This window comes from Mesorhizobium sp. USDA 3734 (assembly GCF_056279665.1).
The window spans coordinates 6,218,243-6,234,427 of sequence record NZ_JBWCCW010000001.1; the positions used below are offsets into that span (position 1 = coordinate 6,218,243).

16 protein-coding genes are annotated in these 16,185 nt (G+C 63.5%); 8 read left to right on the forward strand and 8 right to left on the reverse strand.

The window, feature by feature from the left end; genetic code table 11:
* The first annotated feature begins 136 nt into the window (after positions 1 to 136).
* The 5 genes from ACZ89F_RS29665 to ACZ89F_RS29685 all read left to right on the forward strand — a co-directional run bounded on the left by ACZ89F_RS29665 (position 137) and on the right by ACZ89F_RS29685 (position 6,217).
* A complete protein-coding gene (locus ACZ89F_RS29665) occupies positions 137 to 1,042 on the forward strand; it encodes a branched-chain amino acid ABC transporter permease (protein WP_476095677.1) in 906 nt (301 codons plus the stop codon).
* Between the two features lie 187 nt (positions 1,043 to 1,229).
* Complete coding sequence (locus tag ACZ89F_RS29670) at positions 1,230 to 1,814, forward strand: TRAP transporter small permease subunit (RefSeq protein WP_476095679.1); 585 nt, start codon at positions 1,230 to 1,232, stop codon at positions 1,812 to 1,814.
* On the forward strand, positions 1,814 to 3,595 hold the full coding sequence (locus ACZ89F_RS29675; RefSeq protein WP_476097427.1) for a TRAP transporter large permease: 1,782 nt from the start codon (positions 1,814 to 1,816) through the stop codon (positions 3,593 to 3,595). Before ACZ89F_RS29670 ends, ACZ89F_RS29675 begins: the two co-directional genes overlap by 1 nt.
* 19 nt (positions 3,596 to 3,614) lie before the next feature.
* On the forward strand, positions 3,615 to 4,643 hold the full coding sequence (locus tag ACZ89F_RS29680) for a zinc-dependent alcohol dehydrogenase family protein (RefSeq protein WP_476097428.1): 1,029 nt from the start codon (positions 3,615 to 3,617) through the stop codon (positions 4,641 to 4,643).
* Positions 4,644 to 5,026: 383 nt separating this feature from the next.
* Complete coding sequence (locus tag ACZ89F_RS29685) at positions 5,027 to 6,217, forward strand: helix-turn-helix domain-containing protein (RefSeq protein WP_476091744.1); 1,191 nt, start codon at positions 5,027 to 5,029, stop codon at positions 6,215 to 6,217.
* A 125-nt stretch (positions 6,218 to 6,342) separates the two neighbouring features.
* Here the strand turns inward: ACZ89F_RS29685 and ACZ89F_RS29690 are convergent, their stop codons facing one another.
* Positions 6,343 to 7,452, reverse strand: coding sequence for a TRAP transporter substrate-binding protein (locus ACZ89F_RS29690; protein ID WP_476095681.1), 1,110 nt, complete (start codon positions 7,450 to 7,452; stop codon positions 6,343 to 6,345).
* Between the two features lie 262 nt (positions 7,453 to 7,714).
* On the opposite strand from ACZ89F_RS29690, the gene ACZ89F_RS29695 reads away from it, so the two are divergent.
* Positions 7,715 to 8,488, forward strand: coding sequence for a gamma-glutamyl-gamma-aminobutyrate hydrolase family protein (locus tag ACZ89F_RS29695; RefSeq protein ID WP_476095682.1), 774 nt, complete (start codon positions 7,715 to 7,717; stop codon positions 8,486 to 8,488).
* Here the strand turns inward: ACZ89F_RS29695 and ACZ89F_RS29700 are convergent, their stop codons facing one another.
* The 5 genes from ACZ89F_RS29700 to ACZ89F_RS29720 form a co-directional block, all read right to left on the reverse strand.
* Positions 8,489 to 8,893, reverse strand: coding sequence for a hypothetical protein (locus ACZ89F_RS29700; RefSeq protein ID WP_476095684.1), 405 nt, complete (start codon positions 8,891 to 8,893; stop codon positions 8,489 to 8,491). It abuts the gene before it with no gap.
* A gap of 83 nt (positions 8,894 to 8,976) precedes the next feature.
* The gene (locus ACZ89F_RS29705; protein ID WP_476095686.1) at positions 8,977 to 9,960 is read right to left on the reverse strand and encodes a 2-hydroxyacid dehydrogenase; all 984 of its coding nucleotides are present in this window, start codon (positions 9,958 to 9,960) and stop codon (positions 8,977 to 8,979) included.
* Positions 9,957 to 10,979 (reverse strand): LacI family DNA-binding transcriptional regulator, encoded by a 1,023-nt coding sequence (locus tag ACZ89F_RS29710; RefSeq protein ID WP_183454510.1) that lies wholly within the window; start codon positions 10,977 to 10,979, stop codon positions 9,957 to 9,959. Before ACZ89F_RS29710 ends, ACZ89F_RS29705 begins: the two co-directional genes overlap by 4 nt.
* 77 nt (positions 10,980 to 11,056) lie before the next feature.
* The gene (locus ACZ89F_RS29715; RefSeq protein WP_476095688.1) at positions 11,057 to 11,941 is read right to left on the reverse strand and encodes a DMT family transporter; all 885 of its coding nucleotides are present in this window, start codon (positions 11,939 to 11,941) and stop codon (positions 11,057 to 11,059) included.
* A gap of 199 nt (positions 11,942 to 12,140) precedes the next feature.
* Positions 12,141 to 12,548 (reverse strand): DUF2000 family protein, encoded by a 408-nt coding sequence (locus ACZ89F_RS29720; RefSeq protein ID WP_476095690.1) that lies wholly within the window; start codon positions 12,546 to 12,548, stop codon positions 12,141 to 12,143.
* 50 nt (positions 12,549 to 12,598) lie between these two features.
* Between ACZ89F_RS29720 and ACZ89F_RS29725 the strand changes: the two genes are divergently transcribed.
* The gene (locus ACZ89F_RS29725) at positions 12,599 to 13,471 is read left to right on the forward strand and encodes an AraC family transcriptional regulator (RefSeq protein WP_476095692.1); all 873 of its coding nucleotides are present in this window, start codon (positions 12,599 to 12,601) and stop codon (positions 13,469 to 13,471) included.
* Positions 13,472 to 13,495: 24 nt separating this feature from the next.
* On the opposite strand, the gene ACZ89F_RS29730 is transcribed toward ACZ89F_RS29725, so the two are convergent.
* Both ACZ89F_RS29730 and ACZ89F_RS29735 read right to left on the reverse strand, forming a co-directional pair.
* A complete protein-coding gene (locus tag ACZ89F_RS29730; RefSeq protein ID WP_109666695.1) occupies positions 13,496 to 13,966 on the reverse strand; it encodes a MarR family winged helix-turn-helix transcriptional regulator in 471 nt (156 codons plus the stop codon).
* 215 nt (positions 13,967 to 14,181) lie between these two features.
* On the reverse strand, positions 14,182 to 14,925 hold the full coding sequence (locus ACZ89F_RS29735) for an intradiol ring-cleavage dioxygenase (protein WP_476095694.1): 744 nt from the start codon (positions 14,923 to 14,925) through the stop codon (positions 14,182 to 14,184).
* 201 nt (positions 14,926 to 15,126) lie between these two features.
* On the opposite strand from ACZ89F_RS29735, the gene ACZ89F_RS29740 reads away from it, so the two are divergent.
* Positions 15,127 to 16,182: a CobW family GTP-binding protein gene (locus ACZ89F_RS29740; protein ID WP_476095695.1), complete on the forward strand. Its 1,056-nt coding sequence runs from the start codon at positions 15,127 to 15,129 to the stop codon at positions 16,180 to 16,182.
* Positions 16,183 to 16,185 lie beyond the last annotated feature (3 nt).

Consider the following 16,185-nt stretch of genomic DNA (forward strand, 5'->3'; position numbering starts at 1 on the left):
GATAAATCGCATTTGACAAGTTAGATTCAGCGATGCAATTTCTCTACCGGGCGCGGACTCCGCAGCCTTTGTCTTGAGCATGTCGTTGTCCCAAAACCGCTTTGCACTTTTGGGCGACATGCTCCGAGGGTTTCGCATGCTCTATTTCTTCCAGCAGGTGCTGAACGGGCTGCATTCGGGCGCGCTCTACGCGCTGCTCGCCTTCGGCTATGTGCTGACCAACGGCATCCTGCACCGCACCAACCTCGCCTATGGCGCGCTGTTCGCCTTTTGCGGCCAGACGATGATCCTGACCGCGGCCTTTGGCTATCAGGTGCTGTGGCTGACGCTTCTGGCGGCGGTGGCGCTCGGCGTCGTGGCGGCTTTCCTCTATGCCGCGCTGATCAGCCACGTGCTGTCGCGCAGCGTCTTCGAACCTTTGGCCGACCGGACACCCAACGCGATCGTGGTGACGACGCTCGGCATATTGCTGCTGTTGTCGGAGGCAAGCCGCATCGCCGCCGACACGCATGATCTGTGGCTGCCGCCGATGCTGGCGCAGCCCATCGTTTTCGCTCAAAACGCCAGCTTCAAGGCGACGCTGACGCTCATCCAGCTCATCGATTGCGCCGTGGCGCTGGCGGCAATCGCGCTGGCCAGCTGGGCATTTGCCCGATCGAGCTTCGGCCGGCGCTGGCGCGCCGTCTCCGACGACCCCAAGGCGGCGGCGATGTGCGGCGTCAACGTGCGCGCGGTGTTCCGGCATGCGGTGCTGTTCGGCGGTTTGTGCGCCGCGCTGGCCGGCGTCATGGCCGGCCTCTATTACGGCAATGTCAGCTTCGGCTCGGGCCTGGTCTACGGGTTGAAGATCCTGTTCGTGACGGCGGTCGGCGGTTATCTCTCGCCGCCGCGAGCGGCGCTGGGGGCGGCGGCGTTCGGCATGGCCGAATCGCTGTGGGCCGGCTATTTCCCGGTCGAATGGCGCGATGCGTGGATGTATCTGTTCCTGGTCGCGACGCTGATCCTGATCGGCGCCGGCCGCGACACCGGCAAGATCGCCTGAGCCATCAGACTTTGGTTGCATGACGCTGGGCAGACCGCCAGTATCCGGCACTGCCTGCCATGCGATGGTATTTTGCTGCCTCTATCCTTGTTGACCCGTCAGTCCACGCGCGGCATACCGTTGGACCATGCGGCGTGACGGACAAGAAGGGGGAAGCCGGCACGCCTCCGCTACAAGGGAGGAATGCATGGCAGGGCTGCTCGCTCTATCCAGGACCATTGATCGCGCCAACGAATTCATCGGCAAATGGGTCTCGTGGCTGATCCTGCTGGCGATCCTGGTGAGCGCCGCCAACGCCATCATCCGCAAGGTGTTCGACATATCCTCGAACGCCTGGCTCGAGCTGCAGTGGTATCTGTTCGGCGCCGCCTTCATGCTGGCCGCCGCCTATACGCTGAAGCAGAACGAACATATCCGCATCGACATCGTCTACGGCCTGTTTCCACGCCGCGTGCAGCACTGGATCGACCTTTTTGGCCATGTCTTCTTCCTGATGCCGTTCGTGACGCTGATGGTGGTCTATTTCGTCCCCTATGTATCGCTGTCGTTTCGCAGCGGCGAGATGTCCAACAATTCCGGCGGGCTGATCATCTGGCCGGCCAAGGCAATCCTGCTCGTCGGCTTTTTCCTGCTCGCACTGCAGGGCATCTCCGAAATCATCAAGAAGATCGCCATCATGCGCGACGACATGGACGACCCCAATCCCTTCATATCGGCACATGAACAGGCCGAGCTCGAAGCCAAGGCGCTGGCCGACGAGGTGCGCTCGTGATGGAGTTCATCGCGCAGAACATGGCGCCGATCATGTTCGCCTCGCTGATCATCTTCCTGCTGATCGGCTATCCCGTCGCCTTCTCGCTGGCCGCCAACGGCTTGATGTTCTTTTTCATCGGCGTGCTCCTGTCGCCCTATTCCGGCGGATCGATCAACCTCGCCTGGCCGCTCCTGCACGCATTGCCGGATAATTTCTACGGCAGCCGGGTGATGTCGAACGACACGCTGCTGGCCATTCCGTTCTTCACCTTCATGGGCATCGTGCTCGAACGATCGGGCATGGCCGAAGACCTGCTCGACACGATCGGCCAGCTGTTCGGGCCGATCCGCGGCGGCCTCGCCTACGCCGTGATCTTCGTCGGCGCGCTGTTGGCGGCAACCACCGGCGTGGTGGCGGCTTCCGTTATCGCCATGGGCCTGATCTCGCTGCCGATCATGCTGCGCTATGGCTATGACCGCCGGCTGGCATCCGGGGTCATTGCCGCCTCGGGCACGCTTGCCCAGATCATCCCGCCCTCGCTGGTGCTGATCGTGCTTGCCGACCAGCTCGGCCGCTCGGTCGGCGACATGTATGCCGGGGCGCTGATTCCTGGACTCGTGCTCACCGGCCTCTACGCGCTTTACATCCTCATCGTTTCGGTCGTCTGGCCAAAAATGGTGCCTGCGCTGCCGCTGGAAGCGCGCACGCTTGGCCATGGCGTGATGTCCCTGCTGGTGGCATTGCTGGTCACTGTGGCGGTTTCCTACGCGGCGTATCGCTATCTCGCGCCGGCGCATGGCGACAATGCCGACATTCTCGGCGCCACTGCCGGGGTGCTCTTCATCTACATCGTGGCGATTGCCGACAAACGCCTGAACTTCAACATGATGTCCAGGCTCGCGCAGCAGGTGATCATCGTGCTGATCCCGCCGCTGGCGCTGATCTTCCTGGTGCTGGGCACCATCTTCCTTGGCATCGCCACCCCGACAGAGGGCGGCGCGATGGGCTCTGTCGGCGCCTTGATCATGGCGGCGGCAAAGGGTCGGCTGTCGCTGGATGTGGTCAAGCAGGCCCTGACCGCGACGACGCGGCTGTCGTCCTTCGTGCTGTTCATCCTGATCGGCGCGCGGGTGTTCTCGCTGACCTTCTACGGCGTCAACGGCCACATCTGGGTCGAACATCTGCTGACCTCGCTGCCGGGTGGCGAAGTCGGGTTCCTGATCGGCGTCAACATTCTCGTCTTCTTCCTCGCCTTCTTCCTCGACTTCTTCGAGCTCGCCTTCATCATCGTGCCGCTGCTGGCGCCGGCCGCCGACAAGCTCGGCATCGACCTGATCTGGTTCGGCGTGCTTCTGGGCGTCAACATGCAGACCAGCTTCATGCATCCGCCCTTCGGCTTCGCGCTCTTCTATTTGCGCTCGGTGGCCGCCCGCGTGCCCTATCTCGACCGCCTCACCGGCAAACAGATCGCGCCGGTCACCACCGGACAGATCTATTGGGGCGCGGTGCCCTTCGTCTGTATCCAGGTGATCATGATCGGGCTGACCATCGCCTTCCCGCAAATGGTGATGCACTACAAGGGAACGACCGTCGATCCGGGCACCATCGACTACAAGGTGCCGGAGGTGCCCGGCCTGTCGCCGCTCGGCGCACCCCCAGCGGATGGTGCAGCGCCTACTGGTGGCGGCACGGCGCCGGCAGCCCCTGACCTTTCGCAACCGCCGAGTTTCGGCGATCCGGCACCAGCCCAACCGGCAGCGCCACAGCCGGACCTGTCGCAGCCGCCAAGCTTCAATTGAGACCGACGTGGCGACGATGATGAAAGCGGTGCGGCTTGAAGCGGTGGGCAGCATCGCGCTGCGCGAAGTCGACAAGCCTGACATCGGGCCGGACGAGCTTCTGGTGCGGATCGAAGCCTGCGGTGTCTGCGGCACGGATCGGCACCTGTTTCACGGTGAATTCCCGTGCACGCCGCCGGTGACGCCCGGCCATGAGTTTTCCGGCATCGTCGAGGCGATCGGCAAATCCGTCTCGGGCTTTGCCGTCGGCGACCGCGTCACCGGCGACCCCAACATCGCCTGCGGGCGTTGCGCGCATTGTCATGCCGGGCGGGTCAACCTCTGCAGCAATCTGCGCGCCATCGGCATTCATCGCGACGGCGGCTTTGCCGACTATCTTGCCTTGCCGCAGAAGCAGGCTTTTGTCCTGCCTGCGGGCCTGGATCCGATGCACGGTGCGTTCTGCGAGCCGCTCGGCTGTTGTTTGCACGGCGTGGACCTTGCCGGGATCAAACCTGGCAGTTCGGTGGTGGTGCTTGGCGGCGGCGTCATCGGCCTGCTCACCGTGCAACTGGCAAGACTGGCCGGAGCCACGACCATCGTGCTGTCGACCAAGCAAGCCTCGCGGCGCGCCCTCGCCAGGGATTTCGGCGCGACAGTGACGGTCGATCCGACCGCCGCCGATGTCGTCAAGGCCATCGCCGGACCAGCCGGCCTGGTGCCAGGCGGAGCCGACGTGGTGTTCGAATGCGCGGGCGTGCGAGAGACCGTCGAGCAGTCGATGCGGCTGGCCCGCGCCGGTGGCACGGTCGTCATCGTCGGCGTGACGCCGCAAGGCATGAAAGCGGAATTCGAGCCCTTCGACCTGCTGTTCCGGGAACTGAAGGTGCTCGGTTCCTTCCTCAACCCCTACACCCATCGCCGCGCCGCCGAACTTATTGCTTCGGGTGCGATCGAGATCGACAGGCTGATCTCCAGGCAGGTGCCGCTCGAAGACGCGGCGGCGGTGATCGCCAATCCACCGGCGCCCGGCGAGGTCAAGGTGCTGGTGGTGCCGCGCCGGGGCTGAGCTGCTGGCTTTCAGACGCTTGCGCTGCCCCTCATCGCCCTGCCGGGCACTTCTCCCCGTATAGTGACCAGGGGAATCGCATATGCGGAACAAAGATGGAATCTTGCGAAGTTTGTTCTCGACGCGATTCCGATTTGTTCGCCGTTCGATTCCTCGAAAGAGGCCATATGCGATTGCCCTGGTATAGTGACGGGGAGAAGGACGCTTTCATCTCCGGTCTTCGCCAATTGGGAACATTGCCGGAAGATGCGCCAAGGGTGCGGCAACTCCCTTCTCCCCGTCACTATGCGGGGAGAAGGTGCCGGTGTCCGAACCGGATAGATAGGTAACAGAATGGACCGATAGCATGGGTGACAGTTTTCTTGTCCGCCGGAGGACCGGCGATGGTTTGGCGAGAGACTGGCATCATGGACGAGCGGCTTCGGTTTGTTGTGGAGTGTCTTTCTGGAGATGAGACGATGGTGGCGCTTTGTGCGGCCCACGAGATCTCACGCAAGACCGGCTACAAATGGCTTGGACGCTATCGGGAGCTAGGCCCGGAAGGTTTGCACGACCGGCCGCGAGCCCCGCTCAATCATGGCCGGGCGACAGCTCTTGATCTGGTTGAGCAGATCGTCGCGGCGAAGGAGACGCATCCGCTCTGGGGTCCCAAGAAGATCGTGGCGCGGCTCAGGCGCACGGCTCCCGAATTCATGTGGCCGTCGGCCTCGACGGTGGGGGCGATCCTTGCGCGGCATGGGCTTGTCAGCGCCCGCAAACGGCCGCGTCTGCGGGCCTGCGGCAATGGACCGTGGCCGCAAGCCGAGAGGCCGAATGCAGTGTGGACTGGCGATCACAAGGGCTGGTTCCGGACCCGTGACGGGTGGCGCTGCGAACCGCTGACGGTGATGGATGCGTCAAGCCGCTATCTTCTGGCGCTCGAAGCGACGGGATCGACGGCCGATAGCGAGGCTTGGCCGGTGTTCGAACGGCTGTTTGAGGAGCATGGCCTGCCGGATCGCTTCAGAAGTGACAACGGCCCACCCTTCGCATCGGCCGGCGTCACCGGGCTGACGCCGCTTGTGGTGCGCTTCATCAAGCTCGACATCGCGCTGGAGCGGATCGCACCCGGCAAGCCGCAGCAGAACGGACGCCACGAGCGCTTCCATCTGACCATGCTACCGCTGGCAGAGGCGCCGGAAGCCGACAGAACGGCCCAGGGTCAAGCCTTCGAGGCCTTCCGGCAAAGCTACAATGAGGAGCGTCCGCATGAGGCACTCGCCATGGACACCCCAGCCCAGCATTACCGCCCCTCGCAGCGCGCCATGCCAAGGACGCCACCCGAGCCTGACTATCCGGCCGAGGCTGCGGTCCGCCGTGTGCGCCACAATGGTGAGATCAGGTGGAATGGCGGCTTCATCTATGTCTCGCAAGCGCTGGCCGGCGAGCCGGTCGCTGCCGCGCAGACCGAGGACGGCGAATGGACACTCTCCTTCCATGCCCATCCGCTCGGCATCATCGACACCAGGCGCATGAAGCTTGTCCGCCGCAGCGCCGCCCCAACCAATCCGCTTGGCGCTGCGCCGGACGCATAGGGGAGAGAAGTGTTACCTATGTATCCGGTTCAATCTGTTACCCATCTATCGGCTGGACACCGGCAGGCGGATGAGGGCGGCGCAGACTTCGGCTATTAGCCGGCGCGAACCCTCTCCAGCCAGGTCTACAGCTTGCCGTTGCGCTGCTGCACCATCATGAAGGTGTCGTAATTGTATTCGGCCACCTGTGCCCAGAGATAATGCTCCTTGCGGAAGCCCTTGATCGATTCCCAGATCTTCTTGAACGGGGCGTTGGAGGCTTCCATTTCGGCATAGACCTCGTTGGCCTTTTCGAAGCAGGCGGCCATGATCTCCTGGCTGAACGGCCGCAGTTTCGCGCCGCCAGCCACCAGCCGCTTCACCGCTGCAGGGTTCAGATAATCGTATTTCTGCAGCATGTTGGCGTCGGCAGCCTGCGCGGCAGTGCGCAGCAGCGACTTGTACGTCGGCGAAAGTTCGTCGTATTTCGCCTTGTTGAACATCAGGTGAACGGTCGGGCCGCCTTCCCACCAACCGGGATAGTAATAGTAGGGCGCGACCTTGTAGAAGCCGAGCTTCTCGTCGTCATAGGGGCCGACCCATTCAGCGGCGTCGATGGTGCCTTTTTCCAGCGCCGGATAGATATCGCCGCCGGCGATCTGCTGCGGCACGACGCCGAGCTTCTGCACCACCTTGCCGGCAAAACCACCGATGCGCATCTTGAGGCCGGAAAGGTCGGCCACCGTGTTGATCTCCTTGCGGAACCAGCCGCCCATCTGCACGCCGGTATTGCCGCCCGGCAGGCCGAAAAGGCCCTGCGTGGCGAGAAACTCGTTGAACAGGTCGATGCCGCCGCCATGGTAGTGCCAGGCATTCATGCCGCGTGCGTTGAGCGAAAAGGGAACCGCCGCACCGAGCGCCCATGTCGGGTCCTTGCCCCAGTAGTAGTATGCCACCGTGTGGCAGGCTTCGACCGTGCCGGCCGTGGTGGCGTCGGCGGCCTGCAGGCCGGGGACCAGCTCACCGGCGGCGAAGACCTGGATCTGGAAGTTGCCGTCGGTGGCTTCCGACAGCATCTTGGAGAACACCTCGGCGCCGCCGTAGATGGTGTCGAGCGACTTCGGGAAGGACGACGCCAGCCGCCACGTGATCTTGGGATTGGACTGGGCGATTGCAGGCGCTGCCAGCGTGGCAGCCGCCGCTGCGGCACCGACGCCGGTGACACCGGCCTTGCGAATGAATGCACGACGATCCATGAAGTTCCTCCCTTTGAATCAACAGACCGACATACGGAAATCCTCGGTTTCCGTGTCGGTTCGTTCGAGACAATACACAGGCAAGAAGTCGAGTCCAGCACGCCGGCCCGATTTGACGGCGAAGCCACGCTGCCCTGCAACTATAGTCTAACAGGCCGCTCGTGGCCCATGCGACACGCTGAAACTTGGCATGGAAAAATACCCAGGGATCGCCTATTTTAGTGGCAGGACATCCCTTGCCCAGATGGAACACAGAGCCAAAATGCACCAGCCGCTCGTCGCCATATCGACCGACGTCCGTCAGTTCGACAACTACACTTGGCATGCCGCCCCGCAGCAATATCTGGAAGCGGCGATCACCGGGGCCGGCGTGTTCCCGCTGCTGGTGCCATCGTTCGGCGACCGGCTCGACTTCGACGAGTTGCTGTCGTCAGTCGACGGCGTCATGGTCACCGGCTCGAAATCCAATGTGCATCCTTCGCTGTATGGCGGCGACGCCAGCGAAGCCAATGGCCCCTATGATCCGGCGCGCGACGCCACGACGCTGCCGTTGATTCGCCGGGCGATCGAGCGCGGCGTGCCGCTGCTCGCCATCTGCCGCGGCATCCAGGAATTGAACGTGGCGCTGGGCGGCACGCTGGGCACCGAGATCCAGGAGCGCGAGGGTTCGCTCGACCACCGCGCGCCGGTGAGCGACCAACAGGACGAACGCTTCGCCATCCACCAGACCATTTCGATCAAGCCGGGCAGCTGCCTGGCCGGCGTGTTCGGTGCCGGCGACATCAAGGTCAATTCGTTGCACCGCCAGGCGATCGACCGGCTCGGCTCGAAGCTGCAGATCGAGGCGGTCGCCAGCGACGGCACGGTCGAGGCGGTTTCGGTGCGCGACTCCCGCGCCTTCGCCGTCGGCGTGCAATGGCATCCTGAATATTGGGTCAAGTCGGACAGCAACTCGGTGAAAATTTTCCGTGCCTTCGGCGATGCGGTTCGCCTGCACGCCGCAGCGAAGGCTGGAGCGCGGGCCGCAGCGGAATAATCAGTCGCCGGATTTCGTATCACCGGTGGCCGCCAGCGACAGCAGCGGCAGCGCCGGGGCATAGGATTCGTAGCCGTCGCCATCAGCGACGCCGAAAGTGACGATCGGATCGATGCCGTTCGCACTGAAGGCGACCGTGCCGTCGTTTTGCTCGCGCCAGAACTTCGCCTGCTCTATGCCCGGCAAGAGCCGGCGGCATTTCGGAGCAACGGTGAGCAGCGACAAGCCGTCCGAAATTTCGGCCCCGCGGCTGACTGCACAGGCCGCCTCATCGCCATTGGCGACCAGCCTGTAGCTGTTGGACGGGGCGGCCTCGTTGGCCACGCTTTCCCCGCTGCCTAGATGAAACAGCTGAACGCCGCCAAACAGCGCTGCGACGGCGATCAATGCGGAAAGTGTTTTCATCATTCTTCATCCACGCACACGGACAGGATGGAGAATGATTCCAAAGGGTTAAGCTGACGTTAATAAGTGTGGCAGCCTGCCATTCAAGCTCGCGCCTTGACGTGCGCTGTCTCGGGCACCGGGGTCAGTGGCCGGCGCTCGGCGAACCAGGACACCAGATTGTCGACACATAGATCCGCCATGGCGCGGCGTGTGTGGTCCGAGGCCGAGCCGACATGCGGCAGTAGCGAGGTGTTGGGCGCGTCGAGCAACGCCTTGGGCACGTTCGGCTCGTCGGCAAAGACATCGAGACCGGCAGCGGCGATGGTGCCATTGGCAAGCGCTGCCGCAAGCGCTGCCTCATCGACCGTGCTGCCGCGACCGATGTTCACGAAGACGCCGTTGGCGCCAAGCGCCGACAGGATTTCGGCATTGACAGCCTTCTCCGTCGAGGCGCCGCCCGGCGCCACCGAAATCAGCGTATCGACGGCTTCGGCAAGCCCTTTCAGGGTCGGGTGATACTGGTAGGAAAGACCTTCTACACGGCGCCGGTTGTGGTAGGCGACCGGCAAGCCAAAGGCTTCCAGACGCCGGGCGACGGCTTGCCCGATACGGCCCATGCCAAAGATGCCGACCTTGCGCCCGCGCAAGGTCAGCCGGCTCAGCGGATAGTTGCCCTTGCGCACCCAGCTGCCGTCGCGCAGCCAGGTTTCGGCACGCGGCAGGTCGCGGACAGTGTTGATCAGCAGCCCGATGGCGGTGTCGGCAACCTCCTCGGTCAACACGTCAGGCGTGTTGGTGACCATGATGTTCTTCGCTCGGGCATGGCCGACATCGACCGAATCATAGCCGACGCCGAAGGAGGCGATGAGTTCGAGATTGGGCAAGGCATCCATCATCGCCGCGTTAATGCCGGCGAACGAAGCGATGCCGCGCACCTCGCTGCGCATCTCGTCGGTGACGAGGGACGGATCGGCGCGTTGGACTGTGACACGCCTGAATGTTTGGTTGATGCGGTCGACCGCATGGTCGTTGAAATCACCCGGCACCAGGATGGCGACGGTCTGCAGCTGTTCGGCCTTGGTCATGCACGCTCCACCGGCTTGCCGGTCGACTGACGCACATGCAGTTCCGGCTTGATCAATTCCTGCGAGGGTCGCACCGTCTGCCCGTTGAGCTTGTCGAGCAGCGCGCTGGCGGCGCGACGGCCAACCTCGCGCTGGCCGTTCCAGACGGTGGTCAGGGCCGGCGTCGCGATCGCCGCCTCTTCGAGGTCGTCGTAGCCGGTGACGGAAATGTCGACGCCCGGCACCAGGCCGGCACGGGCGATGCCGTTCATCAGGCCGATGGCGACAAGGTCGTTCCAGCAGCAGGCGGCCGTCGGTCTGTCCTTCAGCGCCAGGAACTGCCCGGCAGCCTCGAAGCCGGCCTGCTTGGTGCGCGGGCCGGCGATGCGCCAGGACGGCCTGACTTCCAGCCCGGCCGCGTCCATGGCGTTGACATAGCCCTGGTAGCGGTCGCGGCCGGTCGAGGTCTGGTCGGTACCGCCGATCATGGCGATGCGCTTGTGGCCGAGCGAGATCAGATGGTTGGTGGCGAGGCCTGTTCCATAGGAGTCGTCGCCGCGGAAGACCGGCACGTCGGCGCCCTCGACGGTGCGTGCGATCAGCACCGCCGGCAGACCATTCTCCTCGGCCATCACGATGTCGGAAGCCGGCGTGCCGATGGCCGGCGACATGATGACGCCGTCGGCGCCGAGCTGCAAAAGCGTATCGATGAAAGTGCGCTGCTTTTCGAGCTGATCATAGTGGTTGGACAGGATGAAGGTCTGCCGGCTGCGGTCGAGCTCGCTTTCGATCGAGCGCAGTATCTCGGCGAAGAACGGGTTCATGATGTCGTGGACGACGACGCCGACAATGCCCGACCGCGAGGTGCGCAGGCTGGCGGCGCGTCGGTTGTAGATATAGCCGATGGCGCGGGCATGTTCCTTGATGCGGTCGCGGGTGGCCCCGGCAACCAGAGGGCTGTCGCGCAGCGCCAGCGAGACCGTGGCCGTGGACACGCCGAGCGCATCCGCGATCGTCGAAAGCTTGATTTTCTGTGCCAGCGCCTTGCGCTCCCCGGACCTGAATTTCCAGACCTAAACTGTTTAAAGGCGGCGTTATGCCACCGATCGGGGGCAAATCAAAGTTTTTTTGCCAGCGCTTCGGCCTCGACATCGGAGGCCGCGCGGCTCTGCAGCCGAAGCCGGTGCTCACGATGGACGATGTAGAGGCCGCTGGCGACGATGATGGCGGCGCCGACCAGGGTCCAGCGGTCGGGAAACTGCTGGAAGACGATCCAGCCGGAAATGATCATCCACACCATCTGCGAATAGGGATAGGGCGCCAATGCCGTGGTTGTCGCCAGCCGGTAGGCCTGGACCAGCAACCAGTGACCGACGCCGCCGAACACGCCGAGCATAAGCAGCACGAACCAGTGCCAGCCGTCATGCGGCAGGGAAAACGAAAACGGCAGCAAGGGCAACAGCAGCAGCGCCGGCGCCAGTGCCGAGAACAGGATGAGGCTCTCCGACGTCTCGGTCGCCGACATGCGGCGCGTCATGATGACGTAGAAGCAGTTCGACAGCATCGAGCCGAGCGCGAAGAGATGCCCGATGCCGAAAACGCCGACGCCCGGCCTAGTGATGATGAGGACCCCGGCGAAGGCCGCCAGGATCGCCAGCCAGCGCCGCCAGCCTGCCCACTCGCCAAGCAGCGGACCGGCCAGCGCCGTGATCACCATCGGCCCGAAGAAATAGATCGAGGTGGTCTCGGCCAGTTGCAGGGAGCGCAGCGCCAGGATGTTGAAGATGGTCGAGCCGAACAGGAATAGGCCGCGCAGGACATGTGCCGGCAGGTTGACCGGGCGAAACCGCACCGGTTGGCGCCAGCCGCGCAGCAGCGTGCCGACCAGCACGACATGCACGGCAAAGCGCACCCAGGCAACGATCAGCACGGAAACGCCGGCAAGGACGAGATATTTGCTTGAGGTGTCGAGGAAGGTGAAGAAGACGTAGGTGGAAAGCATGCACAGGATCGCCACCGGGGGCGTCGCGCTTTCTACATGTCTCTGGGGAGCACTCACTTGCAGGCCGGGTCGAAAGCTGGGCTGAAGCCCACCTTTGCGGGAATTGCCGGCTGCCGGCAAGCCAATTGTCGCCTGCCGCCACACCAAAGCCGGCTGGCACAACAAGAGCCCCGGCAGGCTTGGTCCATGCTTCGGAAAACTAGGCGTGCATGCGGGCACCCTTGGTGATCTTGTCGACCAGCTTCTTGTCGGCGCGTATCGCGATACCGACCACCTTGGCGTCTTCAGGCGCGAATTCGGCGAAGACGGCGCGGTTGGCCGCGTCAAAGCCGGTCGCGAACATCTCCTCGACATAGAGCGAGGCGGTCAAGCCGCGCTCCAGCGTGCGCCGGTGGATGGTGCCCAGCGTCGCCTGGTCGGCGGACAGCACGATGACTGGCTGGATCGACAGCGGATTGTAGAGATTGCCTGTACGGTCGCGATAGGGTTCGCCGATGATGTCCGGAAACTGGGCGACGATGCCGCTGGTCAGGAAGGCCGTGACGTTGAGTTTCTGCCAGACCGGCAGATCCTCCCGCAGCACGATTGCAAATTTCGTATCGAACATGAGACATTGACCATTCGAGCTTGTGCCCCAATGCGAGGCTGAAGGAGACGATGCCGCACGATCTAGACAGCCAGGCCTTCAGGGGTCTTGGACGTTTGTGCGTTGATGCGGCGGAAAACTGCATCATCTCCGCTCCCGATCCCGCCGGCATGGAGCGGATCGAGGCGCGCTTCCATGGCAGCGCCTTCGACCTGCATCGCCACGACACCTATGCGATCGGGGTGACGCTGCAGGGGGTGCAGACGTTTCGCTATCTTGGTAGTGCGCGCCACAGCCTGCCCGGCCAGATCATCGTGCTGCATCCCGACGAGTTGCATGACGGCGGCGCCGGTACCGAGGACGGCCTGCGCTACCGGATGCTCTATTTGGAGCCGTCGCTGATGCTCGACTGCCTTGGCGGCGCGTCGCTGCCTTTTGTCAGGGATGGCGTGGTGACGGACACCACATTCTGCGCAACGCTGCTTTCGGCGCTGGGACCGTTGGAGCAGGAACTCGACGAGTTGTTCGTCGACGATTTCCTGACGCAACTGATGCAAAGCCTGACACGGCATGCCGGCCAGCCGGCGAAGCCGATGACTAGGACGGCGTGGCGGGCGGCTGCACTGGCGCGCGACTATCTCACGGAAAACCTGACTCGACCGGTGCGCTCCGGCGAACTGGAAGCGATAACCGGGCTCGACCGCTATGCCTTGTCACGGCATTTCCGCGCCGCCTTCTCGACCAGTCCGCATCGCTTCCTGGTAATGCGCCGGCTTCAGCGCGCGCGGCGGATGATCGCCGCCGGCGAGCCACTTGCGCAGATCGCGGTCGAAGCCGGCTTCAGCGACCAGAGCCATTTCATCAGGCAATTCAAGAAGGCGTTCGGAATGACGCCGGGGCGCTGGTCGTCGCTGGTCCATGGATCCACCGCGACGGCGGCCTGATCGCCTGCCGCGACAATCGGCTGATCAGTCGTCCGACTCGGCGTCGTCGTCGATGAGCACCAGTTCCTCGTTCGAGAGGTTCGCCTCGATGCGGGCAAGCAGCTTGAACAGCGCCTTCTGGTCCTTCTTGTCGAGGCCCTTCAGCGCCTGCTTCTCGGTCTTCTTCACCGATTTCTCGATGGCGTGGATGATGTCGCGACCGGTGTCGGTGAGGAAGATATGCGCCTGGCGAGCATCGGCCGACGAGGCGCGCTTCTCCAGGAAACCCTGGGCCTGCAACCGGTTGATGGTCTTGGTGATGGTGGGTGGGCGCACGCCGAGGCGGCCGGCGAGATTGCCCGGCGTCTGGCCATCCTCGCGGTCGAGCGCCAGCATGATCTGGTCCTGGCCGGCATAGAAGCCGTGCGCCAGGAGCCGTGCCGCCAGCGCGGTTCTTGCCAGCCTTGCCGCCGAATGCAGCCGGCTCATTGTCGCAGTCTTGTCCGCCTTGGCCATGGTCATCCCTCTTCGGCCGTACCGGTGCGGGCAGCATAGAGACAGCCGGCCGGTTGGCAATCGACGATCAAAAGATTCCGGAGCTTCAAACAGCTTTGCCGGCAAGCATTGTGGTGTCCGCCGTGGCTAATGCCAGATGTTTATTTCAGTTAGATGACAAACGAGTTTTCGCGGCCGGAGTTTTCGCCGCGAGCAGGCGGGTGAGGGAATGCCGATCAGCCGGGCTTCACCGCGACGATCATCAGCGCCTGATAGGCATCCTCCACCTCGCGCAGCGCGGCCTGCGACTGCGGTCCGGCCCGCCTGGCAATGCCGTCTTTGGCATTCGAGGTGTCGCGCTTGCCAGGCCGGTCATTGTAGGGCGCGACAGTGGTGAATATCTGCTCGCTGAGGCTGTCGGGGAAGAACAACTGGCCGGTCATTACCGAATTGTCGTCGGGGAAGACCTTGAAATGGATATGGGTGGTGCGGCCGCGATACCAGCCGGGATAGATGGTGGCGAAAGAAACGATGCCGCTTGCATCGGTCTTCTGCCAGCCGCGCAGGAAGGTCTGGCCCGACGTGTCGACGTCGCGACCGTCACCCTGTCCCGGATAGCCGGAATAGGCACCTTGCGCGTCGCAATGCCATATGTCGACACGGGCGCCGGCAAGCGGGCGGCAGGCCGCGTCGACGACCTGTAGCCGAACGTCAAGGGCGATGCCCTTCTTGCCCTCGGTGACATCGGCACGTTCGAGTTTCGGGTCGAAATAGAACGGTCCCTCGGTCACTTCAGGTGTAATGGCGCACACGCCGGCGCCGGTTTCGAACAGGGCCAGTCCGGCATAAAGCGAGGCCTGCGTGGCCAATTGGGCGGCCATTGCCGAGGCCGGCAGGAAGGCACGACCTCCGGCGGTGACCGCGATCAAGCCGAGCGCCTTGCGACGACTCAGTGAGAAGGAAGATGGCTTGCCGGACATATCTTGCCTCTCGAATTGGCTGCCGCATCCTGATCCAGGCGGTCACGGCGGCTCTCGCCAGTCAATATTCGGTAATGTCGGCAAGCCGGTTTGGCCCATCGGTTTGCCCCGTGCAAAAGCCCGGCACACATCCTATATGGAGCCGACAATCCCTTTTTCGAGGGCCGGATTTTTCGCGGCCCAGCACCTTCGAGGCAAGCCATGAGCGACGCACAGACGCAGATCCCCGTAACCGTTCTCACCGGCTATCTCGGTGCCGGCAAGACGACACTGCTCAACCGCATCCTGTCGGAAAACCACGGCAAGCGCTACGCTGTCATCGTCAACGAGTTCGGCGAAATCGGCATCGACAATGATCTGATCGTGGAATCCGACGAGGAAATCTACGAGATGAACAATGGCTGCGTCTGCTGCACGGTGCGCGGCGACCTGATCCGTGTCGTCGAGGGCCTGATGCGCCGCCCCGGCCGCTTCGACGCCATAGTCGTCGAGACCACGGGGCTCGCCGATCCCGTGCCGGTGGCGCAGACCTTCTTCATGGACGACGACGTGCGCTCCAAGACCAGGCTTGATGCGGTGGTGGCGCTGGTCGACGCCAAGCACCTGCCGCTGCGGCTCAAGGATTCCAGGGAGGCCGAGGACCAGATCGCCTTCGCCGATGTCGTCGTGCTCAACAAGACCGACCTCGTCACGTCAGAAGAACTCGCCAAGGTCGAAGCGACGATCCGCGCCATCAATCCGGCGGCGAAGATCCATCGCACCACCCGCGCCGGCGTCGCCTTGTCCGAAGTGCTCGACCGCGGCGCGTTCGACCTGTCCAGGGCGCTGGAAAACGACCCACATTTCCTAGAGGCGCATGACGATCACGATCATCACGACCATGACCATGACGGGCACGATCATCATGATCATGACGGGCACGACCACCACCATCACGCGCATGCTTCCGACATCCATGACGTGACGGTGCAGTCGGTGTCGCTGCGCGGCGGCGAGATGGACCCGAAGAAGTTCTTCCCGTGGATCGAGAAGATCACCCAGATGGAAGGCCCCAACATCCTGCGGCTGAAGGGCATCATCGCGCTCAAGGGCGACGATGAACGCTATGTCATTCAGGGCGTGCATATGATCATCGAGGGTGACCACCAGCGCGCCTGGAAGGACGGCGAGAAACATGAGAGCCGGCTGGTGTTCATCGGCCGTGAACTCGACGCCGAGCGGCTGAAGAAGAGCTTTGACGCCTGCCAGGTGGGCTGACCG